We start from the raw sequence: 26,387 nt of genomic DNA, 5'->3' as shown, positions 1-26,387 counted from the left end.
TGCTCGTGCGGGGGTGCTCATGCAGGGGTGCTCGTGCGGGAGTGGTCGTGCGGGAGTGGTCGTGCGAGCGTGCTCATGCGGGAGTGCGGCTGCCGTCCGTGAGCAGCGCGGTGAGCAGCTGCCCCAGCCAGGCCCGGGCGGCTTCGACGTCCCTGTCCAGCAGCAGCTGGGTGGTGACCCCGTCGTACGCGGCGACCACGGCGTGCGCGGCGCCGTCCGCGTCGCCCAGTACGGCGGGCAGTTCGGTGTGGCCCCGGGCCCGGGAGAGCCGGTCGGCGACGGCCCGCCTGAGCCGGGTGCGGTGGTCGAGCAGGGCGCGGGCGACGGCCGGGTCGCGGGCGGCGTGCACCAGGAAGTCGGTCTTCACCAGCAGCCAGTCCACGTCGAGCAGCAGCACCTCGGTGACCCGGTCCACGGAGGCGGGCACGTCCAGGTCGGGCCCGTCCTGGGCGAGGGCGTCGGCCACCTGGGAGGCGATGAGGTCGGCGCGCTCCTGGTACAGGGCGAAGAACAGCTCGTCCAGGGTGGCGAAGTTCGAGTAGAAGGCGCCCCGGCTGAAGCCGGCCGCCTCGCAGATCTCCTCGATGGAGACCCGCCCGAACCCCTTGGCCGCGAACACCGTGAACGCGGCGTCCAGGAGCCGGGCGCGGGTACGGATCCGGCGCCGGGTGACGCGCTTGGGTGTGTCGTCCATCGGCGGCTGCCCCCCTCTTCCATACACGAACGTATCGGATACACCGATGTATCAAAAGGCCCCGGACAGATCCCTTGATCAAATGGAACGTATTTTCGATTTCGGCGTACCCTGGGTTCATGGCCACGGACCTCCAGGGCTCCCTGTTCGACCAGACCGACGAGCTGCGGCTCGGCTCGCTGGACGGGCTGCGCCGGACCGAGCTGGGCGCCGGCGCCTGGATCGACGTCCTGCCGGGCTGGCTGAGCGGCGCCGACGCGCTGTTCGAACAGCTGGCGGCGGACGTGCCCTGGCGGGCGGAGGAGCGCACCATGTACGACCACGTGGTCGCCGTACCGCGCCTGCTGGCCTGGTACGGGGCGCGGGACGCGCTCCCCCACCCGGTGCTGGACGAGGCCCGCGCCGCCCTGTCCCGGCACTACGCCGGGGAGCTCGGCGAGCCGTTCACCACCGCCGGGCTGTGCTTCTACCGCGACGGCCGGGACAGCGTGGCCTGGCACGGGGACCGGATCGGGCGGGGCGCCCGCGAGAACACCATGGTCGCGATCCTGTCCGTCGGCGCACCCCGCGACCTTCTGCTGCGCCCGGCCGGCGGAGGCGGCGGCACGCTGCGCCGGCCCCTCGGCCACGGCGACCTCATCGTGATGGGCGGATCCTGTCAGCGCACCTGGGAGCACTGCGTGCCCAAGACCACCCGGGCCACGGGCCCGCGCATCAGCATCCAGTTCCGGCCCCACGGAGTGCACTGACGGCTCGGGCCGCCCCCTTGCGCGGGCAGGTGCCGCATCTGGTTGGCTGTCCCCGACGATCAGCCGCTCAGGGCCCGGGGAGATCATGACCGCACACGTCCAGCAAGTCGCCGACGGCACCTACCTGGTGCACGGCCACCACGTCAACTGGGTCATCCTCAAGGACGGCGACGCCGTCACACTGGTCGACACCGGGTACCCCGGGGACCGCCAGGGGCTGCTGGAGTCCCTCGCGGCGGTGGGCAGTTCACCGGAGGCGGTCGCCGCCGTCCTGATCACCCACGCGCACAACGACCACCTGGGCTCGGCCGAGTACCTGCGTGCCACCCATGGCACCCCGGTCTATCTGCACCCGGCCGAAGTCCCGCACGCGCGGCGGGACTTCCTCCAGCAGGCGACCATCGCCGACGTGGTCCGCAACGCCTGGCGGCCCGGCGTCCTGCCCTGGGCGGTGCACGTGATCCGCGTCGGCGGCACCGAGAACCACCCGGTCACGGCGCCAGAGCCGTTCCCGGCCGAGGGGCCGCTCGACCTGCCGGGCCGGCCGGTCCCCGTGCACACCCCCGGCCACACGGACGGCCACTGCGTCTACCACCTGCCCGACGCGGGCATCGTGATCTCCGGGGACGCCCTGGTCAGCGGGCACGCCACCTCCCGGGTCAAGGGCCCGCAGCTGCTGCTGGACTTCTTCCACCACGAGCGCCCGCGGGCGCTGGCCTCCCTGGATCTGATCGCCGCCCTCGACGGGGACACGCTGCTGCCCGGACACGGGCCGGTCCACCGCGGCTCGGTACGGGCCGCGGCCGAACAGGCCCGGGACCGGGCCTCCTAGAACAGGCGCGCGGGGCCTTAGGGTTCGCGGCATGGCCTTGCAGATCAGCGCCACGAACCCGGAGCACCCCACGCTCCTGCTCGCCCTGCCCTGGGACACCCCGCTGGAGGAGTGGCCCGCGGAGTACCTGGTGCCGCTTCCCCGCGGCATCTCCCGGCACGTGGTGCGGTACGCGCACGCCGGTGACGAGGTGATCGCCGTCAAGGAGCTGGCCGAGCGGCCCGCGCTGCGCGAGTACCAGCTGCTGCGCGACCTGGACCGCCTGGGCATCCCGGCCGTCGACCCGCTGGCCGTGGTCACCGGCCGCACCGACTCCTCCGGCGCCCCGCTGGAGCCGGTGCTGGTCACCCGGCATCTGCGCGGCTCGATGCCGTACCGCTCGATGTTCGAGACGACCATGCGCCCGGCGACCATGCACCGGCTGATGGACGCCCTCGCCGTGCTGCTGGTCCGCCTCCACCTGGCCGGGTTCGCCTGGGGCGACTGCTCGCTGTCCAACACCCTGTTCCGGCGGGACGCGGGCGCCTACGCGGCCTATCTGGTCGACGCCGAGACCGGTGACCTGCATCCCCGGCTCAGCCCCGGTCAGCGGGAGTACGACCTCGATCTGGCCCGGGTCAACATCAGCGGCGAACTGCTGGACCTGGAGGCGTCCGGCGCACTGCACCCGTCCGTCGACCCTGTCGAGTTCGGCCACGAGATCTGCACCCGCTACCAGGGGCTGTGGCAGGAGCTGACCCGCACCTCGGTGTACCCGGCGGGCAAGTACCACTACATCGAGCGCCGGATCCGCCGCCTCAACGACCTCGGTTTCGACGTGGCCGAGATGCAGATCGAGCACTCGTCCAACGGCGACTCGGTCACCTTCGTGCCGAAGGTCGTCGACGCCGGCCACCACCAGCGCCAGCTGCTCCGGCTGACCGGCCTGGACGCCGAGGAGAACCAGGCGCGGCGGCTGCTCAACGACCTGGAGAGCTGGATGGCCACCCAGGACGACTACGCGCCCGGCGATCCTCCCCCAAGCTCCCGGCTCCGCTCGAGCAGCAAGGACCCCCATGCGGCCCGGCCGGAGGTGCTCGCGCACCGCTGGGTGCGGGACGTGTTCCGGCCGACGGTGCGGGCGGTGCCGCCTGAGCTGCGCGGCTCCATGGACCCGGCCGAGATCTACCACGAACTCCTCGAACACCGCTGGTTCCTGTCCGAGCGCGCCCAGCACGACATCGGGCTCGACACCGCCGTCCGGGACTACATCGACAACGTCCTGCCCCGGGCCCGCGCCACGCTGGAGCCGGCCGGCCCGGAGTAGCTCACTCGTGCGGCACGACGGCCACCGGACAGTCGGCGTGGTGCAGCACCCCGTGCGCGACCGAGCCGATCCGGGCGCCGACGGCCGTGCGGCGGGCCCGGCGCCCGACGACCATCAGCTGAGCCCGGCCGGCCACCGACAGCAGCACCTGCCCGGCGCTGCCCATCTCCACGTGCTCGGCGACGGACACCTCGGGGAACCGCTCGCGCCAGGGCTGAAGCGCCTCGGCCAACGCCTGCCGCTCGTACGGTTCGAGACCGCCCGCGTCGTCCAGCAGCTTGAGCGAACCGGGGCTGTAGGCGAAGACCGGCGGCAGGGTCCAGGCCCGCACGGCCCGTACGGTGGCGCCCCGGGCCGCCGCGGTCTCGAACGCGAACCGCAGCGCCGCCGCGCTGTCCTCGGGGCCGCCGTGCTGGCCGACCACCACGTCCCGGCCGGCCGCCTCCGCCGTGGCCTCGGCGCCGGCGCGCACCAGGACCACGGAACGGGCCGCCTCCGCGATCACCTGCTGCCCGACCGAGCCCAGCAGGAACCCGACGACGGGTCCGTGCCCGCGCGAGCCCAGCACCAGCATCTCCGCCTCGGCCGCCGCGCCGACCAGCGCCTCCACGGCCCCGGCCTCCACCACGTCGGTGGTCACCGTCAGCTCCGGATACCGCTCGCGGACGTCACGCACGGCCTCCGACACGCCCTCCGACACCCAGCCGTGCTGGGTGTCCCGGTCGGCGGTGGCGAGCGCCTCGGCGTACTCCCAGGCGTGCAGCACGCGCAGCGGCAGCCCCCGGCGGACGGCCTCCCGGGCCGCCCAGCCCAGCGCGGCCAGACTCTCCTCCGTGCCGTCCACCCCTGCCGTGATCGGTCGTGTCATCCGTGGGCCTCCTGGTCGTCGCCGTCTCCTCGTGGTGCTGGTGCCCACTATCGGGCACGGGTGCGCAGGGCACGGCGATCTCCTCCGTTCCTGCCGTGCGCCGCCCGTGCCGGGTACCGGAGCGAACCCGGGGGATCGAACATACGATGGCTTCGTACCGGTGCGGTGATCCCACGACACCGGCCGGCGGGACCGACGCTCGGGGTGGGAGACGTATGGGACAGGCCGCCGACAGCGCGCGGACCGTCATCCTGACCGTGGACGACGACCCGGGGGTCTCCCGCGCCGTCGCCCGCGACCTCAGGCGGCGCTACGGCGAGTCGTACCGGATCGTGCGCGCGGAGTCCGGCGAGTCCGCGCTGGACGCGCTGCGCGAACTGAAGCTGCGCGGGGATCTGGTGGCGGTGATCCTGGCCGACTACCGCATGCCGCAGATGAACGGCATCGACTTCCTGGAGCAGGCGCTCGACGTGTACCCGGGGGCGCGGCGGGTGCTGCTCACGGCGTACGCGGACACCAACGCGGCCATCGACGCGATCAACGTCGTCGATCTCGACCACTATCTGCTCAAACCGTGGGACCCGCCGGAGGAGAAGCTCTATCCGGTGGTGGACGACCTGCTGGAATCCTGGCGCGCCGGCGCCTACAAGCCCGTGCCCAGCACCAAGGTGGTGGGTCACCGCTGGTCGGCGAAGTCGTCGGCCGTGCGGGAGTTCCTGGCCCGCAACCAGGTGCCCTACCGCTGGTACTCGGTGGAGGAACCGGAGGGGCAGCGGCTGCTGGCGGCGGCCGGTCAGGACGGGCAGCGGCTGCCGCTGGTGATCACCCCGGACGGGGCGGTGCTGGTGGAGCCCGAGGCGCCGGAGCTGGCCGCACGGGTGGGCCTGGCGACCACGCCGACGGCCGACTTCTACGACCTCGTCGTGATCGGCGGCGGCCCGGCGGGGCTCGGCGCGGCCGTGTACGGGGCCTCGGAGGGGCTCAGGACCGTCCTGGTGGAGCGGTCCGCGACCGGCGGGCAGGCCGGGCAGAGCTCCCGGATCGAGAACTACCTCGGCTTCCCGGACGGCGTCTCCGGCGCCCAGCTCACCGACCGGGCGCGGCGCCAGGCGGCCAAGTTCGGCGCCGAGATCCTGACCACGCGCGAGGTGACCGGGCTGGAGATCAACGGCGCGGCCCGCATCGTCCGGTTCGCGGACGGCTCGGCGATCGGGGCGCACAGCATCATCCTGGCGACGGGTGTGCAGTACCGGCAGCTTCAGGCCCAGGGGTGCGCCGATCTCACCGGCTGCGGGGTGTTCTACGGCTCGGCGCTGACCGAGGCGGCCGCCTGCCAGGGGCACGACGTGTACATCGTCGGCGGCGCCAACTCGGCGGGCCAGGCGGCGATGTACCTGTCCCGGTTCGCCAAGTCGGTGACGCTGCTGGTGCGCGGCCCCGACCTGTCGGCGTCGATGTCGTACTACCTGATCCAGCAGATCAACGACGCCCCGAACATCTCGGTGCGCAGCCGTACGGTGGTCGAGTCCGCGCACGGCACCGACCGCCTGGAGCGGCTGACGCTGCGTCATGTGGCGACCGGCGAGACCGAACGGGTCGACGCCCGGTGGATGTTCGTGTTCATCGGCGCCGCCCCGCTGACCGACTGGCTCGGCGACACCGTGCTGCGCGACGAGCGCGGCTTCATCCTGGCCGGGCCCGACCTGACCGCCGACGGGCGGCCGCCGGCGGGCTGGGAGCTGGACCGGCCGCCGTACCACCTGGAGACCAGCATTCCCGGCGTGTTCGTCGCGGGCGACGCGCGCGCCGAGTCCGCCAAGCGTGTCGCGTCCGCCGTCGGAGAGGGAGCCATGGCCGTCATGCTCGTCCACCGGTATCTGGAGCAGTCATGAGCGGGCAGATCGTCGCGTGCAGCCCGCAGGAGATCGGCTCGCTCTTCCTCTTCGAGAAGCTCAGCCCCGAGCAGCTGGGCCGGCTGTGCGCCCAGGGGCGGGTGGAGCTGTTCCAGCCCGGCCCGGTGTACAGCGAGGGCGACCCTGCGACCTGCTTCTTCGTGATGATCGAGGGCACGGTCGTGCTGTCCCGGCGGGTCGGCGGCGACGACGTGGAGGTCACCCGGACCTCGCAGCCCGGGGTGTACGCGGGCGCGATGCAGGCCTACCTCGGCGACCGGGTGCCGCAGGTCTACAACAACTCCATGCGGGTCACGGAGCCGACGCGGTTCTTCGTGCTGCCGGCGGACCTCTTCGCGGACGTGATGCGCGAGTGGTTCCCGATGGCCGTGCACCTGCTGGAGGGGCTGTTCTTCGGCTCGAAGAACAGCCAGGCGATGATCGGGCAGCGGGAACGGCTGCTGGCGCTGGGCTCGTTGTCGGCGGGACTCACGCACGAGCTGAACAACCCCGCGGCGGCCGCCGTCCGGGCCACGGCGACCCTGCGGGAGCGGGTCGCGAAGATGCGCCACAAGCTCGGCGTGATCGCCGAGGGGCGCTTCTCCCCCGATTGTCTGGCGAACCTGATCGAGATCCAGGAGCGCACCGCGGAGCGGGTGGCGAAGGCGCCGGTGCTCAGCCCGCTGGAGGCCGCCGACCGGGAGGACGCGCTCACCGACTGGCTGGCGGACCACGGCATCGACTACGGCTGGCAGGTGGCGCCCACCTTTGTGCAGGCCGGACTCGACGTCGACTGGCTGGAGCAGGTCGAGGCGGCCGTGGACGCGGAGATCCTGCCGGGCGCGGTCGGCTGGCTCAACTACACCGTCGAGACCGAGCTGTTGATGAACGAGATCCAGGACTCCACCACCCGCATCTCGCATCTGGTCGACGCGGCCAAGCAGTACTCGCAGCTGGACCGGGCGCCGTACCGGGTGGTGGACGTGCACGAACTCCTCGACAGCACACTGCTGATGCTGTCCGGGAAGATCGGGTCGGGCATCGAGGTCGTCAAGGAGTACGACCGCACGCTGCCACCGGTGCCCGCCTACCCGGCCGAGCTGAACCAGGTGTGGACCAACCTGATCGACAACGCCGTCTCGGCCATGAACGGCGCGGGCGGCCAGGGCACGCTGACCGTACGGACAGGGCTCGACCACGAGCGGCTGCTGGTGGAGTTCCGGGACACCGGGCCCGGCGTCCCGCCGGAGATCAAGGACCGGATCTTCGACCCGTTCTTCACCACCAAGCCGGTCGGCGAGGGCACCGGGCTCGGTCTGGACATCTCCTGGCGGATCGTCGTCAACAAGCACCACGGCACCCTGCGGGTGGAGTCGGTGCCCGGCGACACCCGCTTCCAGGTGCTGCTGCCCCTGACCGCCGAGACACCCGACGAGGAGCCGGTATGAGCAACGTCGAGGGAATCGATCCGCGGGTGCCGCCCAGTGGCACCGGCTGTGTGGAGTGCGAGGAGGCGGGCGGCTGGTGGTTCCATCTGCGCCGCTGCGCGCAGTGCGGGCACATCGGCTGCTGCGACGACTCCCCGGCCAAGCACGCGACCGCCCACTACCGGGCGACCGGGCACCCGGTGATCCGCAGCTTCGAGCCGGGCGAGGGCTGGTTCTGGAACTACGCCACCGACGAGCTGTACGCCTCCGGGCCCGAACTCGCCCCGCCGGCCGGCCATCCCGCCGACCAGCCGGCCCCGGGCCCGGCGGGCCGGGTGCCGGAGAACTGGGCGCAGACGCTGCGCTGAGTCCCGGCGGACGCCGTGCGGCCTGCCGGCCCGGGTGACCCGGCCCGGCCGCCGGGGGTTCAGCGGGCGCAGTCCAGGCTGTCCGGGGCGACGGCGTCGGCCAGGGCCCGCATGCCCCGGTCGTTGGGGTGCAGATGGTCGCCGCCGTCGAAGAACGGCCGGGCGGGTTCCCGGAGCGTGCCGGCCGTGCCGGGTGGCACGCGGACCGTACGGAACGTATCTGCGTATCCCACGGAGGCCGTGGTGCCGCCTGCGCCGCGGATGCGCACCTCGGCGGGGTCCGCGCCCCGTGGTTCCAGGCCGGCGACGCCCCCGGACATGCGGATGCCCCGCGCGAGGCGGGGCATCCGGTGGTGCTGGTGTGTGCCGGCGTCCGTCAGTGGGCGCGCGGCGTGTTGGCGGCGGTCACGTTGACCGCGGACCACGACTTGTCGACCGTCTTGTACTCGGTGCTGTTCGCGCCGTACAGGTCCTTGGCCGCCTTCAGCGTCGCGACGCGCGCCTGGTGGAAGTCGGTCGTGGAGACCATGTAGCGGGTGAGCGCACGGTAGTAGATGGCGGTCGCCTTGGTGCGGCCGATGCCCTTGACCGTGATGTTGTGGTACGTCGGCGAGTTGTAGTTGACGCCGTTGATCGTCTTCTTGCCGCTGCCCTCGGCGAGGAGGTAGTAGGCGTGCGAGGAGACACCGGAACCGGCGTGCACCTCGGTGTAGTAGGTGTCCGCGGACCAGTAGTCGATCGTGCCCTCGAGCTTGTCGAGCGACGGGTGGTCCAGACGGCGCAGGAACTTCTGGGCGAGGCCCAGCTTCTCGCCGACCAGGTAGTCCGGGGTGTCCTTCGTGTTCTTGGCGTAGAACTCGACGTTCGAGCCGAAGATGTCCGCGAGCGACTCGTTCAGCGAGCCCGGCTCGCCGTACTGGTTGCCGTCGGAGTCGACGAAGGTCGGCTGCAGGTTGGCGGTCGCCTCGACCACGCCGTGGGTCAGCTCGTGACCCGTGACGTCGAGGACGACGAGCGGCTTCTTGAACATCTGGCCGTCGCCGTCGCCGTACAGCATGCAGTTGCAGGTCGGGTCCCAGAAGGCGTTCGCGACCTTCTTGCCCCAGTGCACCATCGCCTGCGCGGGCTTGCTGTTGTTGCGGATGCCCTTGCGCTTGAACGTGGACTTGTAGAAGTCCAGCGTCTTGGTGATGCCGTACTGGGCGTCGGCGGCGGCGCTGACACGACTGGTGGTCTTGCCGTTGCCCCACACGTTGGTCGTGTTGGTGAACTTCGAACCGGCGCTGAACTTCTCCGTGTACGAGCCCTTGGCGTCCCGGGTCTCGGTGCCGTACCGGTTCGGGTCCTTGAGCTGGTAGTGGCCGCGCGAGGTCTGCGTGGTGGTGAGACCGACGGTGCCCACGAACAGGGTCTTGCCGGTGCCCTTGGCGGCCGACGGGTAGGTGACACCCGAGGCGCCCGAGCCCACCAGGCCGGAGGTGGCGGAGGCGGAGCCCGTGCCGGTGGCCGGGTCGGCGCTCTCGCCGCGCTCGCGGAGCGTGTCGAGCAGCTTCGGCGACAGGAACTCGTCGCTGTCGGGCGTGTTGCTGCGCACCTTGCCGGTGACCGCGTCGACGACGACGGTGTGGGAGGTGCCCTGGTCGGCGACCGACACCTGGTAGGCGAGGGCGGAGGCGCCACCGCGGGCGTCCAGCACGAGCTGGGCGGTGCCCGCGTCACCCTTGGCTGCCTTGGCGGCCTTGGCGGCGGCCTGCTCCGCGGTCAGCTTGGCCTTGGTGGCGGTCGACTTGACGCTGTGGTCGGCCGCGCGGGTCACGCCCGCGTAGGCGAGCTTCCGGTCGAGGTGGACGATCAGGTCGCCACCGAGCACCGGAAGGTCGTTGTGGGAGCGGACGAACCGGACGTGCCGGGCACCCTCGGGGTCGATCATGACGTCCTGGGCGTGCAGTTCGTCGCCCTTCGAGACGCCGGTCGCCGAGGCGTGCGCGAAGGCCGCGGTGCGCGCCGCCTCCACCACCGCCGTGGCGTTCGAGGCGGCGGAGGCGGCGGACCGCTCCACCCCCTGGGAGGGGCCGGCGAAGGCCGTGCCGGCCAGGCCAGTGGCAGCCGTCGTCACCGCGACGGCGACCGCCACGGTGCGTATGTGCGGTCTACGCAATCTGATCAGGGTTCCTTCGTTCGAAGGCGGCGGGGGTCGCCAACCGCCTTGAGGCATGGCGCAGTTGGGCGCCACGGGGGCTGGTCTGGCCCCGGGGGGTAACCCTGACGGATCAGTCATGTGCGCGTAAAGCCGGAATGATCTATTTCGCGAACTTCTATGGCAATCCTTTACGAATGGGCGCCACAGAGTGATCACGAGAGCACCAACTGTGTGTCGGCTGTGGAGACGTTGTCTCGATCCTCTAGGTTCCCAGGGCGGAATGTGACCGATATCGCATCAGAAGCCGGACCGATGGGAGTGGGTAGGGGATGGTCTCAGCAACGGTGGGGCGGGGAGCGGTTCTCGGAGCGGTCGCACTGTCGCTCCTCGCGGTCCCGGCGCAGGCCGCGACCGGGGAACCGGACACCCCGGCGGCGGCACTGCCGGCGCCCGACACCGCGGGCCTGGCCGCGGTGCTGCGGTCCGCGGTGGCCCAGGGCGCGCCGGGCGCGCTGGCCCGGATCGACGACCAGGGGCGGACCTACCGGGTCACCCGGGGTGTCGCGGACCGCGTCACCGGGCGGGCCATCAGCACCGCCGACCGGTTCCGCGTCGGCAGCGTCACCAAGACCTTCTCGGCCGTCGTCCTGCTCCAGCTCGTCGACGAACACCGGCTGTCGCTGGACGCGCCGGTCAACCGCTATCTGCCGAAGCTCCTGCCGGACGACCGGATCACGGTCCGCCATGTGCTGAACCACCGCAGCGGCCTGTACGACTACACGAACGACATGTTCGCCCACAGCGTCTCCGGCTTCGAGGCGGTCCGGAAGAAGGTCTTCACCTACCGGCAGCTGGTCGCCCTCTCCCTGAAGGAGCCCCGCACCAACGCACCCGGCGCCGCCTACGCGTACTCCAACACCAACTTCGTCGTCGCCGGCCTGCTCATCGAGAAGCTCACGGGGCAGCCGGTGAAGACCGCATACCAGAACCGCATCTTCGAGCCGCTGAAGCTGAGCGACACGTTCTACGCCCACCCGGACACCGTCATTCCGGGGCTGTACGCCCGTGGCTATCTGACTCCTGACACGCCGGGCGCCGCACTGGTCGACGCGACCGCGCAGACCGTCTCCTGGGCGCAGAGCGCGGGGGCGATCATCTCCAGCGCCCGGGATCTCGACGCCTTCTACAGCGCGCTGCTCGGCGGCAAGCTGCTGTCCGCCGCGCGGCTCGCCGAGATGGAGAAGTTCACCAAGGTCAACAGCACGACGGCGTACGGGCTCGGGCTGCGCCGGCGCGCCCTGTCCTGCGGAGTGTCGGTGTACGGGCACACGGGCGTGGTGCAGGGGTACTACACGTACGCGTTCACGTCCGAGGACGGCAAGCGGAGCCTCACGGCCGCCGCCAACACGTCGAACAACGGGAAGGTGCTCGACACACTGGCGGGGGCCCTGGAGTCGGCGTTCTGCGGGAAGCCGAAGGGCAAGGCGGAAAAGGGGTAGGGCCTCGGGGTGGGCGATGACCGATCGGGCGGAGTCGGCCGAATCGATGGAACAGCCTGCCGTGGTCGGCGTGCCATGGTGCTCGACCGTGACGACAACGGCCGGCCGACGCGGGCCGGGGACACGGCGGCCGTCCGTCCGAACACTCCGGTCGCAGGTGCCCGGACGGTCGCAGGTGCCCGGACGGGCGGAGGTTCCGGCAGGTCAGGGTGAGGCCGTAGGTCCGAAGGGGCGACCGGGGGCCGTCGTCGCGGCGAGCAGCCGCCGAGCGGTCAGGGCCAGGGCGGTCTCGACCAGGTCGGCGGGGCGCGACAGGGATCGGCCGGTGAGCTGCTCGTAGCGGCGCAGGCGGTTCAGGACGGTGTTGCGGTGGCAGTACAGCCGCCTGCTCGCCCGCTGGGCGGAGCCGTCGCAGGCCAGCCAGGTGGCCAGGGTGTCCAGCAGCACCTCGGCGTCGGCGGGTTCGAGCCGCGCGAGGGGGCCGAACGCGCGCTCGGCCAGACGGGCGGCGAGGTCCGGGCAGGTCACCACGAGTGCCTCGGGCAGATGACCGGAGAGCCGCACGGTGCCGCCCGTGTCGGCGCACAGACGCAGGGCGGTGTCCGCCGTCCGGCGCGCCTCGCCGACGGCGGCCAGCCCGTCGACGGCGAGACCGATCCCCACGCGCATACCGGGCGGCGGCTCGGCCACTGCCGGGACCGAGCCGTCCGCGGCCAGGACGATGCCGTGGTACGTCTCCGGACCGGCGTGCCAGTGGACCCGAGCGCTCGCCGGCAGCAGGGCCCGGACGGCGTCGGGCGACCGTACGCCCGTCACCGCGACGACGGCGTACCGCGCCCGCTCGGGCAGGCCGAGGGCCTGCGCGGTCTCCGGGAGGTCCGCGATGCGCCCGGTGCCGTCCAGCAGAGCGGTGGCCAGCAGCCGCACCCGGTTCTCGCGCCGCCATGCGAGCTGCCGTTCGGCCTGCCGGTAGGCGTCCGCGACGAGCGTGCAGTGCTCGTCGACGAAGTCCCAGACGTCGCCCGCGACATGTACCAGGAGCCGCATGTCCTCGGGAGCGGTGCGGGAGGTGACGTCGACGAGTTCCTGCCACACCAGGGAGCCGCCCAGCCGGAAGGCGTGCAGCACCGCGTCCAGGGGCAGGCCCTGTTCGGCGCGGGTGACACCGATGCGCCAGGAGCATTGGCGCGCGGCGTCGCGGCTGCCGCACGGGTCGAGCAGGGAGGAGACGCTGTGCCGCAGTGAGCGGTGCACCTCCTGCCAGGTGCCCGGCCGGTCGTCGTCGAGCGCGGCCCGGTAGGCCGGTTCCTGTTCCCGCAGGGCGGCGAGCAGTCGGTCGGTGAGGCCGGGCAGGTCGCGCAGCAGCACGCGGGCGGCGCGGTGCAGCGCCCGCAGGGCGTCGGCGTCGATCAGCGACCGGGCCCGCGGGGCGCGCGACCGGGGTGCGGGCTGCGGCCCCGGACGCAGGACGGGGCGTGGCCGTACGGCAGGGTGCATCGCGGTTCTCCCCCAGGGTCGGCACTCGGGCGGTGCCCGCGCGCCGCGGTCCGCGGGGCCGGTGCCCGGCCGCGCAGCCGCCGCGGCGGGCGCCGCACGACTCGTCGTGCTCCGAAGAATGACATACCGTCCGGTCGGTCCCTAGAGGTGTGCAGCGGTCTTTTCGGCCTGCTCCACCAGGCGGACCAGTTCCACCCTGGAGCGGACACCGAGGACGGCGAAGACGTTGCGCAGGTGGTAGTCGACGGTGCGGGTGCTGACCGACAGGCTCAGGGCCACCTCCCGGTTGGTGAGGCCCTGGGCGACGCCGCGGGCGATCCGCAGCTGCTGCGGGGTCAGCCGGGCCAGTCCGTCCGGCAGGTCGTTGCCCCGGGCCGCGGCCCCCGCCGCGCCCGCCACCGCGCTCACCCCGTTGGCCCGGAGTTCCGCCGCCGCCTGCTGGGCCCACGACCGGGCGCCGCAGCGCTCGAAGCCGAGCAGGGCGGCCTGGAGATGGGTGCGGGCCTCGCGCAGCCGGCGGCGTCTGCGCAGCCACTTGCCGTAGAGCAGTTGCGTACGGGCCCGTTCGAAGTCGCCGACGGCTTCCTCGTGCCGCCGCAGCGCCTGCCGGTACAGCGGGTCGGCCGTCTCGGGCGGGGCCAGCAGGGCGCGGCAGCGCATCAGTTGGGCGGGGGCCTGGGGGTCGGCGTCGCACGCCGCCCAGCGCGCGAAGTCCTCGACCGCGTCCCGGGCCTGGTCCGGCTGCCCGGCCAGCGCGCACGCCTCGACGTAACACGGCACGGCGAGCATCCAGACGGCGAAGTGACCGCGTCCCGGCCCGGGCCGCACCAGCGGGCCGAGCCGCTCGGCGGCCTCGCGGGGCCGGCCGTGGCCCAGATCGGCGCGGGCGGTCGCCCACTGGGCCAGGGCGGCGGCCTGCGCCAGTCCGTGCCGGCGGGCGGTGGCCAGCGCGGCCGTCACGTGCTCGGCCACGGTGTCGGCCCCACCCTCGATCGACGCGGCCAGGGCCAGCACGGCGTGGTGGTGGGCGGCCGTGTTGCTCTGCCCGGTGCGGTAGGCGCTGCGCAACCCCTCCTCGGCGTGCGTACGGGCCAGCGCGTGCCGGCCGGCCCGGAGTTCGCCGTAGGCGAGGTACTCCAGGGCTTGCGCCTCGTGCACGGCGGACCGGCTCGTACGGGCCACCGCGAGCGCCCGCGCACCGGCCCGCCGGGCGGCACCGACATCACCGATCAGCAAAGCCGCGGAGGCCGCCCGCAGGAACCACCGGGGGTCGTCCACCGGGTACGCGGACCGCTCGACGGGTCTCGCCGCGTAGGGCAGCCGGCCCCCGACGCCCGCCGGATACGCCAGCCGCTCGGAGAGGCTTGCCGTGCCCGGCCTCTCGGCGGAACTCGCCCCGCACGGCAGCCGGCCCCCGACGCCCGCCAGGTCCGACAGCGGTTCACCGCCGTCCGCCGCGTAGGGCAGCCGGTCCCCGACGCCCGCCGTGGCCGTCGGCCGGGTCCCGGCACCGGCCGCATGCCGCATCCGGTCATCGTCACCCGGGGCGCCCGGAAACCGGTCCCCTGCACCCGCCTCCCCCACACCCGTCGTGTACGGCAGCTGTTCCCCACCCCCCGCATCCGTCGTGTACGGCAGCTGTTCCCCACCCCCCGCCACGGCCGGCAACGGGGCGCCTTCGTCGGTTGTGTGCGGCATGCGTTCGGTGTCGTTCGCCGTCCACGCTCGGTCCACGACCCGCCGCAAGGGCGCGACCGCCTGGTCGAACCGGCCGTGCAGGACGGCCCGCATCCCCGCACGGTGGTCGCGCAGGACGGCGGACGGCACGCCGGCACCGGTCGACGCGGTCACCGGCCGTGGGCCGGCAGGCGGAGGCTGGGCCGCGGGGGGCTGGGCCGCGGGGGGCTGGGCCGCGGGTCCCGGGTCTGTGGTGTTCCCGCCACGGTGTCCGCCGGAGTGGTGAGGGGCCCCGGCCGGATCCTCCGTCAGCGCCCGCAGGCACGCCGTGTGGTCGCCCGCCGACCAAGCGGCGTCCGCGGCGGCCAGAGCGGCCTCGGCGGACCGCTCGGGATCGTGCGGCGCGAACAACGCCGCGGCGAGGAGCAGGGTCTCGCAGGCGTCGGCGACCGGGCCGTCCCCGCGGAGCACCGTCCCGCGCAGCAGCTCCGCCCGCGCGCGTTCCGCCGAGGGCGCGGGGCGGCTGCGGGCCTTGTCGAGCAGGTGCAGTGCTCGGGCCGACTGCCCTGCCAGCAGCGCCTGTTCGGCGGCGGCCGTGTACCAGCGGGTCTGCCGGGTGCCGTCCGTCGTGAGTTCGGCGGCACGCGCGTGAGCCGTGCAGCGCAGCGCGGGCGGGGCCGCCGACGACGGGTCGGCCGCCGCGGCAGCGAGGTCGGCCGCGAGTAACGGGGCGGGGGCCGTGACGGCGAGGGAGCGGTGGAGCAGCGCCAGGAGGCCGCGCCCGTCGGGCAGCGCGCGGGCCAGTGCGTCGTGGGCGGCACGGCGCCGGCCTGCCGAGGCGCCGGCGTACACCGCGCGGCACAGCAACGCGCTGCGGAAGCCGAGCCGGCCGTCCATTTCGGCGAGCGTCTCGGGCTGCGAGGCAGTACGCGGGACACGCGGGCCCTGGAAGGTGTCGAGCCTCTCGGCCCGGCGGTGCTCAGGACACCTCGATGGCCCACCCTCACCAGCCTCCAGCCGCTCAGTCCAAGGCCCGGAACACCCCGAGGACCCACTCTCGCGAGCCTCCAGCAGCTCCGCCTGAGGCACGCAGCACCCCAAAGCCCCACCCACGCAAGCCTCCAGCCGTTCCGCCCGAGCCCCGCAGCACGCCGACGACCCACCCTCGCGCGCATCCGGCGGCTCCGCCCGACACTTGCAGCACCCCGAAGGCCAACCCTCGCAAGTGCCCGGCCGCTCCGCCCGGTGGCCGAGGCGTTCCGAAGGGCGGCCCTCGGTCGCGAACGGCTCCGGGGCCCCGGCTGAACACACCCCGGCGGGACGCGGCGTGGCGGGACACAGTGCGGTGGGACACGGTGCGGCCGGACGCCGTGCGGTGTCGGAGAGGCGCGCGGCCGCGCGGTGGACGAGATCGGCGTCGGCGGTCGGCTCCCCCGCCACCTGGACGGCTGCCGCGGTCACGAGCAGCAGGTCCCGCTGCCCGGAAGGCAGGCCGGCGAGGTGGCCGCCGGCCAGCACGGTGAGGGTTTCGGCGTCGGCCAGGCGCTGCGGCAGGGGCGCGTGACCGCGCAGCTGAGCCGGTGTCAGCCGGTCGAGCAGGTGCCGCAGCAGTCCGGGGTTGCCCTCGGCCGCGGCCACGATCTCCTCGCGCACCCGGGGATCGAGCGCGCCCCGCGCCGCGTCGTCCAGCAGGGATGCCGCGTCCGCCGGGGTGAGCGGTTCGAGGCGCAGCAGCGGCAGTCCGGTGAACTCCGGGTCGACGGGCCGGTGTCCGGGGACGGTGAGCAGGAGGGCGAGGCGGCCACCGTCGCGGAGGCGGGCGGCGAGCCGGCCGAGGGCGGCCCGGGAGACGGCGTCCCACAGGTGGGCGTCGTCCACGCAGAGGAGGACGGTCCGCGGCGCGGCCGTGGCCGCCAGAGCGTCGGCGAGTTCCCGCACGGGCCCGGCGGCGTACGCGGCGGGCACCCCGGCCGCGCGGCACAACGCGCGGAGCCCGGCGGGCGGCTGCCGGAACCGGGCGGGGCGGGCGGGCACGGTGACGACGGCCCCGCCGGTGAAGGCGCGGGCGGCGAAGGCGAGGAAGGCCGAGCGTCCACCGCCGGGTTCGCCGGTCACGACGCACACCCCGCCGCGGCGCAACCGGTCCAGCAGCGCCGCCACCACAGGACGTTGCGGACCCGGCCGGAACCGCGGTGCGGGGAGTCCCGGGGTCTTCTGGTCGGTCATTCCCGCGACCTTACTGACGCGTCAGTAAGTGCGGAAGCCGTACGTCCCGGTTCCCGGCCGGGTTGACAGCCGCACCACCTGCGCATTCCCGCGATACGGCCCCACACGGCTTGTGACGTGGCACAACGCGCGCGCGGTCGCGCGGTGCACCGGCACAACGCCGGCGGCGACCACCACCAGGGTGGTCGCCGCCGGGTCACGGACGGACGGTCAGGGCACGGCCGGACGCGCCGTCAGGAGGTGTGGGGGCAGTTGCCCCGGTACTCGTCGATCGTCAGGCTCGGCTGGGGCACCGGGCACAGGAACTGCTCGTAGCGGGTGTCGTTGTCGATGAACCGCTTCAGCCACGAAATGCTGTATTTCGCGATGGTCGTGTTCGAGGTGTTGGGTGTGAAGTGGGTGGCGCCGTTCAGCTCCAGGTACGCCCGGTCGAGAGAGCTGGGGAGCGAGGTGTAGAACGGCTGGGCGTGGGTGGCGACCGGGGCGATCGTGTCGCCGTCGGCGCCGAAGATCAGGGTGGGGGTCGTGATCTCGGGCCAGGCCTTGTCCAGGTTCCACGGCGTGAGCGGGATCGCCGCCTGGAGCGAGGGACGTCTCTTCGCGGCCTCCAGGCTGCCACCGCCGCCCATCGAGTGACCCATCACACCGAGACGGGTGGAGTCGATCCGGCCACGGACGGAACTGCTCCGGGTGAGGTAGTCCAGGGCGGCGAGCAACTGGTCCCCCCGGGAGTCGGGCTGGTCCAGCGTGGTGAGCGTGTCGATGGTGAACACCACGAAGCCCTGGGACGCCAGACGCGGGCCGAGCCAGGAGATCGAGGACTGGGTGCCGGTGTAGCCGGGTGAGACGGCCACGGCCCCGAAGGTGCCGTCGGCGGTGCTGGTCGGATAGTAGACGGTGCCTCCGCCGAACCCGGTGACGGAGAGCCGGGAGACGGTCGTCTCCGAGACGGCGTAGGGGCCGCGCAACGCCTCGATGCTGGATACGGTCGGCGCCGGGCCGCGCTCGTAGGGATTGTCCGCCCCGTGGGCCGCCGGCCCGCCGAGTGTGGTCAGGCCGACGACGGCGGTGACCGTCGCGGCGAGGGTCGCGAGTCGGCCGGTACGACGGCGGGAGCGGGCCGGGCGCGGACCGGGGGCCGGTGTCGTGGTGCTGGTGCGCGGGTGCTGCACGACGAGTCCTCTCTGTCGTGGCGGGCCCGTCCGGATCCCGAGCGGCACGCGCGGGCGTGCCATGGCCGAAGGGCGCCACCGTGGGGCTGGCGGTGCCACTGTCGGCGCTGCGGGGGCACGGCCGGACCGGCAATGTCACCGGTCTCGTGAAGCCACTCGCGACCGGACCGGACTCGTCGTACCGGCCGCCGTCACCCGCGAGTTCACACACACCGGCGCCGGCTGCACGGGCGGTGAAGGCGGGGCCGGGCGGGACCGGGTACGGCACGGCACCCGGCACGCGGCCTTTCGGTGGCCGAACCGGTACGTTCCGCGATCTTGGCGGAATGCCTTCGTCCGGGACACCATGCCCGGCATGAAGGGTGATCTCTTTTCCAGTCAGCACGTGGTGCAGCCGGCCGTACAGCCGGGCATGTCCGTCGAGAACGCCAAGTGCATCAGGTACACGGTCAACGGCGAGATGTACGCCCGGCAGGGCGCGATGGTCGCCTACCGTGGCAGCCTCAAGTTCGAGCGCAAGGGGCAGGGCGTCGGCGGCATGCTCAAGCGTGCCGTCACCGGTGAGGGACTGCCCCTCATGGCGGTGCGCGGGCAGGGCGAGGCCTGGTTCGCGCACGAGGCGCAGAACTGCTTCATCGTGGACGTCGAGCCCGGTGACCAGTTCACCGTCAACGGCCGTAACGTCCTGTGCTTCGACGCCTCGCTGTCGTACGAGATCAAGACGGTGAAGGGGTCGGGCATCGCCGGCGGCGGCCTGTTCAACAGCGTGTTCAGCGGGCAGGGCCGGCTCGGTCTGGTCTGCGAGGGCAACCCGCTGGTCATACCGGTCTCCCCGCAGGCGCCGGTGTACGTCGACACGGACGCGGTGGTGGGCTGGACCGCGCATCTCCAGACCTCGCTGCACCGCTCGCAGTCCATCGGCTCGATGCTGCGCGGCGGTTCGGGCGAGGCGGTGCAGCTGATGCTCCAGGGCGAGGGCCACGTCGTGGTGCGGCCGAGCGAGCTGACGCCTCAGAAGGGGCAGGAGCACTGAACCTTCACACGTGATCCCTGCCGCACGGGCAACCCCCGTCGCCGTACCGGCGTCTTGATCGGCAACAGACCGAGCCCCGGCCCCTCGGGCCGGGGCATGTTTTCGAGATGCTATACACGAGATGTATACACTCCGTGTATAGAAGGGTACGCATGTACGGCAAGGCTTTCGCCCCTGAGTACCAGGGCGCCCTGACCACCCTGTCCGTGAACTCCTCGCTGGCCGACGTGCTGGCCGAGGCCACCGAGCGGCTGCGCGAGGCCGAGCGGGCCGGGCATCCCGCCGAGGCGGCGCGCTGCGGGCTCGCCGTTGCCGAGGCGCACCGGCGCCTCGGCCATGTGCGCGACGCCGACCGGGCCTGGAAGGCGAGTTACCGCGCCGCCCGGGAGGCCGGCGATACCGCCGCGATGGCCTGGGCGCTGTGGAGCGGCGGCACCCTGGCCCGGCAGCGCGGGGCGTTCCCGCTGGCCTGGCGACTGCTGGGGCTCGCGGCCGAACTGGGCGAACGTGGCGGGGACATCGTCGTCCGCGGCTACTCGCTGGCCGGCCTCGCGGAGACCGGACGGATCCAGGGCGACTACGCGGCGGTCGGCCGGCTGCACGAGCAGCTGCTGGCCGAGGCCCGCCGGCGCGGGGAGGCCCGGCACACGGTGTGGGCGCTGGAGGGCATCGCCCAGATGCACCGCAACACCGGTGACTACGACACGGCCTACGCCCTCTTCGAGGAGGCGGCGGAGATAGCCGGCCGGGCCGACGACCGGCGCGGGCACGCCTGGGCGCTGCGCGGACTCGCGGACATCCTGTCCGTACGCGACGGCGCCACCGGGCGGGCACTGGAGCTACTGGCCGAGGCTGAGGCCGCCTGCCGGGAGATGAACCTCTCCAGCGCGCTCGCCTACAACCACAAGATGCAGGGCAACGTGCTGTACCGCGCGGGCCGTTACGCCGAGGCCCGGGACCGGTACGAGCTGGCGCTGACGGAGTTCCGCACGATGAGCGAACCGCGCGGTGAGGCGCTGTCCCGGCTGGGTCTCGCCAAGTCCCTCGCCCGGCTCGGCCGCGACCGCGCCGAGACCGCCGCCGAACTCGCCGACCTGGCCCGGACGCTGGAGCGCAGCGGGCTGCGGCATGCGCGGGAGATGGTGGCCCGTGCCCAGCGGGAGTTCGTCCTCGACGCGGAGGCCGTGCGGTGACCGCGCTCACCTCGCCGGTACGGGAGTCGGCACCGCACGTCCTCGCCCGGTGCCGGGAACTGGTGCGGCCCGCGCTGCGGGCAGCGGTGGAGCGGCTGCACCCCTGGGTGGCGGAGATGGCCGCGTACTCCTTCGGCTGGTGCGAGGTCGGCGGGGCGCCCGCCGCCGCGCCGGGCGGCAAGGGCGTGCGGCAGGCGCTGGCGGTTCTCGGTGCCGAGGCGGCCGGTGCCGACGGGCGGGACGGTGTCCCCGCGGCGGTCGCGGTGGAGCTGGTGCACGCCTTCTCGCTGCTGCACGACGACATCATGGACGGCGACGCGACCCGGCGCCGCCGCCCCGCCGTGTGGCAGGCGTACGGCACGGGTCCGGCCGTGCTGGCCGGGGACGCCCTGTTCGCGCTGGCGGTGGACACCCTCGCCGCCGCGCCCGAGAGCCCCGGCGCGGTACGGCTGCTCTCCACGGCCCTCGCCGATCTGGTGCGCGGGCAGGCCGACGACCTGCTGTTCGCCACCCGGCCCTGGACCGGGCCGGAACGGGTGACGGCGCGGGAGTACACGGCGATGGCGGAGGGCAAGACCGGCGCGCTGCTGGGCTGTGCCGCCGCGCTGGGCGCCACGCTCGGCGGCGCGTCCCGGGACACGGCCGACGCGCTGGACCGGGCCGGGCGGCACCTCGGGGTCGCCTTCCAGCTGGTCGACGACGTGCTCGGCATCTGGGGCGATCCGGCCGTCACCGGCAAGCCCGCGGGCGGTGATCTGCGGGAGCGGAAGAAGACGTACCCGGTGCTGGCCGCACTCGACTCCCCGGCGGCCCGGCAGCTGCTCGCACTGCTCGGCTCCCCGGAGCGAGCGCCGGAGGCCGCCTCGCTGATCGAGGCGGCGGGGGGCCGTACGGCGGCACTGGCCGAGGCCCGCGCCCACACGGCCGCCGCCCGGGCGCTGCTCGCCTCCGTGCCCCTGGCCGCGGGGACCGCCGGGGAGCTGGACCGGCTGCTGGACTTCCTGGTGGGCCGGGAGCTGTAGCCGGGCCGGCGACGGCGCCCGGGCCGGGCTCGTGAATTACCGTCGGTAACCGACAGGTCGAACAGCCGACGGTGCGGCCATCCCAAACTCGCAAGCCCTTTCGAGCAATTGAATAAAAGGTAGCGAGCGGCTCCGAGTTGAGGATTCTTTGAACACACCCGGGCGTCTCCCGCGTACCTCTGGGAAAGACGAGGCAGGGGTTCTCAGCGAGGGATGACCATGGTCAAGGCGCACGTCTCCGCACACGAGTTGGTCGCCGGACGGTACCGGCTCCTGGAGGTCTTCGCCCGCGAGACGAACCGCGTGTGGTGGTACGCCGAGGACGTGCCGGCCGGGCAGCCCCGCGTGATGGCGCAGACCGCCCTGCCGGAGCCCTCCGCCGAGGACACCGCGCGCCGCGTCACCGCCCGGGTCATCCGCACCTCGGAGACCATGCGGCTGCTGCGCCCCGGACAGGTCGCCGCGGTCGTCGACGCCGTCGTGGAAGCCGGCACGCTGTGGACGGTCACCGAGTGGATCGACGGCACGCCCCTCGGCGAACTCCTCGCCCGGGAGGGCTCGTTCCACCCGGTGCGGGCGGCGCGGACCGGCCTGGAGCTGCTGGACGTGCTCCAGGCCGCGCACGACGAGGGCATCACGCACGGCGAGCTGAGTCCCGGGCAGGTCTTCGTGCGGGACGACGGCCCGGCCGTCGTCACCGGGTTCGGGCTGGCGGGCGCGACGCTCGTCCCGCGGCTGACGGCACCGTCGTACGCCTCACCGGAGCAGGCCCGCGACGAGCGCATCGGCCCGGCCGCCGACCTGTGGGCGCTGGGCGCGCTGCTCTACACGATGGTCGAGGGCCGGCCGCCGTTCCGGGACCGCGGCCGGCCCGACGCCACACTGCAGGCGGTGGACCGGCTGCCGTTGCGCACCCCGCTGCGCGCGGGCCCGCTCACCCAGGCCGTACAGGGGCTGCTGCGCAAGGACGCGCGGGAACGGCTGACCCGGCCGGTGGTCCGCGCGTCCCTGACCCGCGCGCTGAGCGAGGACGCCGACGCGGACCGGGAGCCGGCACCCCGGCCCCGGTTGCGGGGCGCGTACACGGGGGTGCGCCACGCCGGGTCCGGGCGGAGCAGAGGGGTCCTGGCCGCCGGTGGCGCGCTCGCCCTGACCGCCGCGGTTGCCGCGGTGCTGGCCGGGACGGACGCGCTGAAGGACTCGGACACGGCCGGGGCCCCGCCCCGGGCAGCCGCCCCGGCCACCCCCACCGGCCGGCACACCGGCGGCGCCACCACGCCCACCGCCACGCCCACCGCCACGCCGACCGCCACGCCGACCGCCTCGGCCGCGCCCGCCCTGCCGGCCGGATACCGCCGGTACAGCGCACCCGAGGGCTTCTCGGTGGCGCTGCCCGACGGCTGGAAGCGGCTGACCACATCCCGGGCGGGCGACCTCGCCTACCGCGTCACCTTCGGCCGGGACGGCGCCTCCGCCACCCTCGCCGTCACCTACAGCGAACGCGTCGGCCCCGACCCGGTCGCCGTCTGGCGCGACGACGTCGAGCCGGAGCTCGCGAAGCTGCCCGGCTACCACCGCGTCGGCGCCGTCCGGGCCACCACCTACCAGGGCCGCAAGGCCGCCGACCTGGAATGGCTCACGGGGTCCGGCGACGCGCGGCTGCACACCTTCGGGCGGGGCTTTCTGCTGGGGGACCGGCGGGGCTTCTCGCTGCGCTTCACCACCCCGGCCGGAACCTGGGACGACGCGGCCAGCCGGCTGGCGCTGACCACGTTTCTGCGGACGTTTCGCGCGCCCGCGGACTGACCCCTCCCCTCGGCTGTTTTCCGGCCGCCGAGCCGGGGACTCTCCGTTTATGGTGCAAATCGGATACACGATGATGACCGAGCAGACCGGTCCCCGGGACCTGGTGGACCACGTGGTGCGGGCCGAGGAGGCGGGTTTCGACTTCTCGGTGATCTCCGACCACTACTTTCCGTGGCTGCGCTCGCAGGGCCACTCCTCGTACGCGTGGAGCGTGCTGGGCGCCGCCGCCCAGGCCACCTCGCGGATCCCGCTGATGACCTACGTCACCTGCCCGATCCTGCGCTATCACCCGGCGATCGTGGCGCAGAAGGCGGCCACCGTGCAGCTGCTGTCCGAAGGCAGGTTCCGGCTCGGACTGGGCGCCGGCGAGAACCTGAACGAGCATGTCGTGGGCGGCGGCTGGCCCCCGGTGGACGTACGCCACGAGATGCTGGAGGAGGCGGTGGAGATCATCCGCGCGCTCTTCCGGGGCGGCCATGTCACGCATCACGGGCAGCACTACGACGTGGAGTCGGCCCGGCTGTGGGACCTGCCCGAACAGGCGCCCCCGATCGGCATCGCCGTCTCCGGCGAACAGTCCTGCAAGCTCGCCGGGCACCTCGCCGACCTGGTCATCGCGACCGAGCCGAAGGCGGGCCTGCTGGACGCCTTCGACCGGCACGGCGGCAGCGGCAAGCCCCGGGTCGGCCAGCTGCCGGTGAGCTACGACACCGACCGGGACACGGCGACCAAGCGCGCCCACGCGCAGTTCCGCTGGTTCGGCCTGGGCTGGAAGGTGAACGCCGAGCTGCCGCACCCCGACTCCTTCGAGGCCGCGACCCAGTTCGTGGACGAGGACGCCGTCGCCTCCGCGATTCCGTGCGGCGACGACCCGGACGCCTTCGTCGAGGCGGTACGGCCCTACGCGGAGGCGGGTTTCGACGAGATCGCACTCGTGCAGATCGGCGGTGACACACAGCCGGAGTACCTGGACTGGTCGGCGAAGACCCTGCTGCCGGCGCTCCGGGAGGCGTTCGCCTGACGCCCTGTCCCCGCTCCGTGCGCGGGGTCTGCGGGAATCAGCCGCACGGATGAGCATTCCGGGCGCTGCGGGGGTACTAGAGGGCCCTACGCCCATTGTTCCCGGAGGCCCCCGCGTGAACTCCTTCGTGCACAAGACCCTGGTGGTGCAGCTCCTCTCGCACGGCACCGGCCGGTGTCCGGTGCTTGCCCACCTCAGCTACGACGCCGACGACCCGTTCGCCGTCACCGCCGTCTTCGCCCACGACGGCCGTGTCCTGGCCCGCTGGCGACTGGACCGGGAGATGCTCTCCGCCGGTCTGGCGAGGCCGGTCGGCGTCGGTGACGTGCGGATGCGGCCCGCCGACACGGGCGTCTGGCAGGAGCTGCGGATGGAGTTCCTCGGGGACACCCGGCCGGACGGCAGCCGGCACCACGCGGTGGTGTTCGCCTGGGCGCCCGCGATCGCCGCGTTCCTGCGCGAGACCCACCGCATCGTGCCGCCGGGCCGGGAACGCCTCCCGCTGGACGAGCTGCTGGCGGACATCCTCTCGGCGGGCTGAGTAGCCGTACTCATGCCCGGCCTCCCGGTCCGGCGCCACGATGGGGCTCGACGACGCCCTCAGGTAAGGAGCTTCCCGCCGTGACCGCAGTGCACCCCGCCCCGCTCCGCGCGCCGCGCCGCGTGCCGCCCGCCCTCTTCGCCGGCGTGGTGGCCGTCGGCCTGGCCGTGTCGGCGTGGGGCGCGCGCGACCGGACCACCTGGTTCCTGGAGACCGTGTGGGTGCTGGCCGGGCTTCCCCTGGTGGTGCTGGCCTGGCGGCGCTTCCCGCTGACCGGGCTGCTGTGCGGGCTGCTGACCGTGCACGCGCTGGTCCTCGCGGTCGGCGGTCACTACACCTACGCACAGGTTCCGCTGGGCGACTGGGTGCGCGACACCTTCGGCCTGGACCGCAATCCGTACGACCGCTTCGGGCACCTGATGCAGGGCTTCGTCCCGGCGGTGCTGGTCCGCGAACTGCTCAGCCGCACCTCGCCGTTGCGCGGCAGCCGCTGGCTGGCTCCGGTCACCGTGTGCGCCTGCCTGGCCTTCAGCGCCTGCTTCGAGCTGCTGGAGTGGCTGGCGGCCGAGATCGGCGGACACGACGCGGACGCGTTCCTCGCCACCCAGGGGGATGTGTGGGACACCCAGTGGGACATGTTCTGCGCGCTGATCGGGGCCGTGCTGGCGCTGCTGCTGCTCGGCCGGGTGCACGACCGTCAGCTGCGCACGCCGGCCGGCGTTGCCCCGGCGCACCGTGATCAGTAAGTTGTCCCGGGTGACTGCCGGGTCGGCCATGGGCCACGCACGAGTGAGGTTCCCGGCCTCGGCGTGAGCCCGAGGCGGGCGAGAGGCCCGCCGCTGTCCCCGAGTTCCTGCCCCGGCGCCCGCGAAGGCGCCCCGTCCAGCGGATCTCACGACACGGAGACACAGCCTCTCATGCAGACCATCCCGCAGCATGCCCCGACGACCGCCGTCCGGCTCGACCACACCGCCGTCCTCGCCCGGGACCGGCGGCTGTCGGCGGAGTTCCTCGCCGCCGTCCTGGGCCTGACGGTCGGCGCCCCGTTCGGGCCGTTCCTGCCCGTCGACCTCGGCAACGGCGTGACGCTCGACTACTACGAACAGCGCGACGAACCGATCCAGTCGCAGCACTACGCGTTCCTGGTGCCCGAGGAACACTTCGACACCATGATCGCCCGGCTGGAGGCGCTCGACGTCACCTACTACGCCGACCCGCACCACACCGAGTCCGGCCGGATCAACCGTCTCTTCGGAGGCCGCGGCGCCTACTTCACCGACCCGTCCGGGCACAACATGGAGATCATGACCCGCCCCTACGCCCGCCCTTACTGATCGTTTCAAAATGAGGTTCTGATTCGTCTCAAGCAGATGATGCTGCAGGCGAGTTGGAGTAGTCCGAGGTGGAGATCGGCGCGTATCTCG

At 73.3% G+C, this 26,387-nt stretch carries 22 protein-coding genes; 15 read left to right on the top strand and 7 right to left on the bottom strand.

The features are described 5' to 3' along the window. Positions 1 to 73 precede the first annotated feature (73 nt). Positions 74 to 694: a TetR/AcrR family transcriptional regulator gene (locus ACZ7DL_RS37415; protein WP_470781307.1), complete on the bottom strand. Its 621-nt coding sequence runs from the start codon at positions 692 to 694 to the stop codon at positions 74 to 76. Between the two features lie 119 nt (positions 695 to 813). Between ACZ7DL_RS37415 and ACZ7DL_RS37410 the strand changes: the two genes are divergently transcribed. The 3 genes from ACZ7DL_RS37410 (at position 814) to ACZ7DL_RS37400 (ending at position 3,581) form a co-directional block, all read left to right on the top strand. After that, entirely contained in the window at positions 814 to 1,443 is a 630-nt protein-coding gene (locus ACZ7DL_RS37410) for an alpha-ketoglutarate-dependent dioxygenase AlkB family protein (RefSeq protein ID WP_470781305.1), read from the top strand. A gap of 85 nt (positions 1,444 to 1,528) precedes the next feature. Further along, positions 1,529 to 2,275 (top strand): MBL fold metallo-hydrolase, encoded by a 747-nt coding sequence (locus ACZ7DL_RS37405; protein ID WP_470781303.1) that lies wholly within the window; start codon positions 1,529 to 1,531, stop codon positions 2,273 to 2,275. A 31-nt stretch (positions 2,276 to 2,306) separates the two neighbouring features. After that, positions 2,307 to 3,581: a DUF4032 domain-containing protein gene (locus tag ACZ7DL_RS37400; RefSeq protein WP_470781301.1), complete on the top strand. Its 1,275-nt coding sequence runs from the start codon at positions 2,307 to 2,309 to the stop codon at positions 3,579 to 3,581. Position 3,582: 1 nt separating this feature from the next. On the opposite strand, the gene ACZ7DL_RS37395 is transcribed toward ACZ7DL_RS37400, so the two are convergent. Next, on the bottom strand, positions 3,583 to 4,449 hold the full coding sequence (locus tag ACZ7DL_RS37395; protein ID WP_470781299.1) for a universal stress protein: 867 nt from the start codon (positions 4,447 to 4,449) through the stop codon (positions 3,583 to 3,585). A gap of 215 nt (positions 4,450 to 4,664) precedes the next feature. Here ACZ7DL_RS37395 and ACZ7DL_RS37390 point away from each other — a divergent pair, with 215 nt between their 5' ends. The 3 genes from ACZ7DL_RS37390 to ACZ7DL_RS37380 are packed head-to-tail and all read left to right on the top strand — an operon-like array spanning position 4,665 to position 8,136. Next, positions 4,665 to 6,341 carry an NAD(P)/FAD-dependent oxidoreductase gene (locus ACZ7DL_RS37390; RefSeq protein WP_470781297.1) on the top strand — a complete coding sequence of 559 codons (1,677 nt, stop codon included), beginning with the start codon at positions 4,665 to 4,667 and terminating at the stop codon, positions 6,339 to 6,341. Continuing rightward, a complete protein-coding gene (locus tag ACZ7DL_RS37385) occupies positions 6,338 to 7,789 on the top strand; it encodes an ATP-binding protein (protein WP_470781295.1) in 1,452 nt (483 codons plus the stop codon). Before ACZ7DL_RS37390 ends, ACZ7DL_RS37385 begins: the two co-directional genes overlap by 4 nt. Next, positions 7,786 to 8,136 (top strand): UBP-type zinc finger domain-containing protein, encoded by a 351-nt coding sequence (locus tag ACZ7DL_RS37380; protein ID WP_470781293.1) that lies wholly within the window; start codon positions 7,786 to 7,788, stop codon positions 8,134 to 8,136. The genes ACZ7DL_RS37385 and ACZ7DL_RS37380 overlap by 4 nt, the downstream gene beginning before the upstream one ends. A 59-nt stretch (positions 8,137 to 8,195) precedes the next feature. On the opposite strand, the gene ACZ7DL_RS37375 is transcribed toward ACZ7DL_RS37380, so the two are convergent. Both ACZ7DL_RS37375 and ACZ7DL_RS37370 read right to left on the bottom strand, forming a co-directional pair. Then, the gene (locus ACZ7DL_RS37375; RefSeq protein WP_470781291.1) at positions 8,196 to 8,483 is read right to left on the bottom strand and encodes a hypothetical protein; all 288 of its coding nucleotides are present in this window, start codon (positions 8,481 to 8,483) and stop codon (positions 8,196 to 8,198) included. A gap of 29 nt (positions 8,484 to 8,512) precedes the next feature. Beyond that, entirely contained in the window at positions 8,513 to 10,294 is a 1,782-nt protein-coding gene (locus tag ACZ7DL_RS37370) for a M4 family metallopeptidase (protein WP_470781289.1), read from the bottom strand. Positions 10,295 to 10,605: 311 nt separating this feature from the next. On the opposite strand from ACZ7DL_RS37370, the gene ACZ7DL_RS37365 reads away from it, so the two are divergent. Continuing rightward, positions 10,606 to 11,775 carry a serine hydrolase domain-containing protein gene (locus tag ACZ7DL_RS37365; RefSeq protein WP_470781288.1) on the top strand — a complete coding sequence of 390 codons (1,170 nt, stop codon included), beginning with the start codon at positions 10,606 to 10,608 and terminating at the stop codon, positions 11,773 to 11,775. A 204-nt stretch (positions 11,776 to 11,979) separates the two neighbouring features. Here ACZ7DL_RS37365 and ACZ7DL_RS37360 read toward each other — a convergent pair whose 3' ends face one another. From ACZ7DL_RS37360 to bdeA, 3 genes are all read right to left on the bottom strand, one after another. Further along, complete coding sequence (locus tag ACZ7DL_RS37360) at positions 11,980 to 13,272, bottom strand: RsbRD N-terminal domain-containing protein (protein ID WP_470781286.1); 1,293 nt, start codon at positions 13,270 to 13,272, stop codon at positions 11,980 to 11,982. 141 nt (positions 13,273 to 13,413) lie between these two features. After that, positions 13,414 to 17,112: a helix-turn-helix transcriptional regulator gene (locus ACZ7DL_RS37355; protein ID WP_470781345.1), complete on the bottom strand. Its 3,699-nt coding sequence runs from the start codon at positions 17,110 to 17,112 to the stop codon at positions 13,414 to 13,416. A 296-nt stretch (positions 17,113 to 17,408) separates the two neighbouring features. Next, entirely contained in the window at positions 17,409 to 18,347 is a 939-nt protein-coding gene (gene bdeA / locus ACZ7DL_RS37350) for a bis(hydroxyethyl) terephthalate hydrolase (RefSeq protein ID WP_470781284.1), read from the bottom strand. 355 nt (positions 18,348 to 18,702) lie between these two features. Here bdeA and ACZ7DL_RS37345 point away from each other — a divergent pair, with 355 nt between their 5' ends. The 8 genes from ACZ7DL_RS37345 (at position 18,703) to ACZ7DL_RS37310 (ending at position 26,297) form a co-directional block, all read left to right on the top strand. After that, positions 18,703 to 19,380 (top strand): AIM24 family protein, encoded by a 678-nt coding sequence (locus ACZ7DL_RS37345; protein WP_470781282.1) that lies wholly within the window; start codon positions 18,703 to 18,705, stop codon positions 19,378 to 19,380. Positions 19,381 to 19,532: 152 nt separating this feature from the next. Next, entirely contained in the window at positions 19,533 to 20,573 is a 1,041-nt protein-coding gene (locus tag ACZ7DL_RS37340; RefSeq protein ID WP_470781280.1) for a tetratricopeptide repeat protein, read from the top strand. Then, positions 20,570 to 21,595 carry a polyprenyl synthetase family protein gene (locus ACZ7DL_RS37335; RefSeq protein ID WP_470781278.1) on the top strand — a complete coding sequence of 342 codons (1,026 nt, stop codon included), beginning with the start codon at positions 20,570 to 20,572 and terminating at the stop codon, positions 21,593 to 21,595. The genes ACZ7DL_RS37340 and ACZ7DL_RS37335 overlap by 4 nt, the downstream gene beginning before the upstream one ends. A 213-nt stretch (positions 21,596 to 21,808) precedes the next feature. Then, positions 21,809 to 23,401: a serine/threonine-protein kinase gene (locus ACZ7DL_RS37330; protein WP_470781276.1), complete on the top strand. Its 1,593-nt coding sequence runs from the start codon at positions 21,809 to 21,811 to the stop codon at positions 23,399 to 23,401. A gap of 49 nt (positions 23,402 to 23,450) precedes the next feature. Beyond that, on the top strand, positions 23,451 to 24,422 hold the full coding sequence (locus ACZ7DL_RS37325; protein WP_470781275.1) for an LLM class F420-dependent oxidoreductase: 972 nt from the start codon (positions 23,451 to 23,453) through the stop codon (positions 24,420 to 24,422). 115 nt (positions 24,423 to 24,537) lie between these two features. Continuing rightward, the gene (locus tag ACZ7DL_RS37320; protein ID WP_470781273.1) at positions 24,538 to 24,963 is read left to right on the top strand and encodes an SsgA family sporulation/cell division regulator; all 426 of its coding nucleotides are present in this window, start codon (positions 24,538 to 24,540) and stop codon (positions 24,961 to 24,963) included. 122 nt (positions 24,964 to 25,085) lie between these two features. After that, complete coding sequence (locus tag ACZ7DL_RS37315; protein WP_470781344.1) at positions 25,086 to 25,709, top strand: DUF2238 domain-containing protein; 624 nt, start codon at positions 25,086 to 25,088, stop codon at positions 25,707 to 25,709. 171 nt (positions 25,710 to 25,880) lie between these two features. Continuing rightward, entirely contained in the window at positions 25,881 to 26,297 is a 417-nt protein-coding gene (locus ACZ7DL_RS37310; protein ID WP_470781271.1) for a VOC family protein, read from the top strand. The last annotated feature ends 90 nt before the right edge of the window (positions 26,298 to 26,387 follow it).

Source organism: Streptomyces sp. NPDC036984 (assembly GCF_055607665.1).
This window is presented reverse-complemented; position numbering and strand designations above follow the sequence as displayed.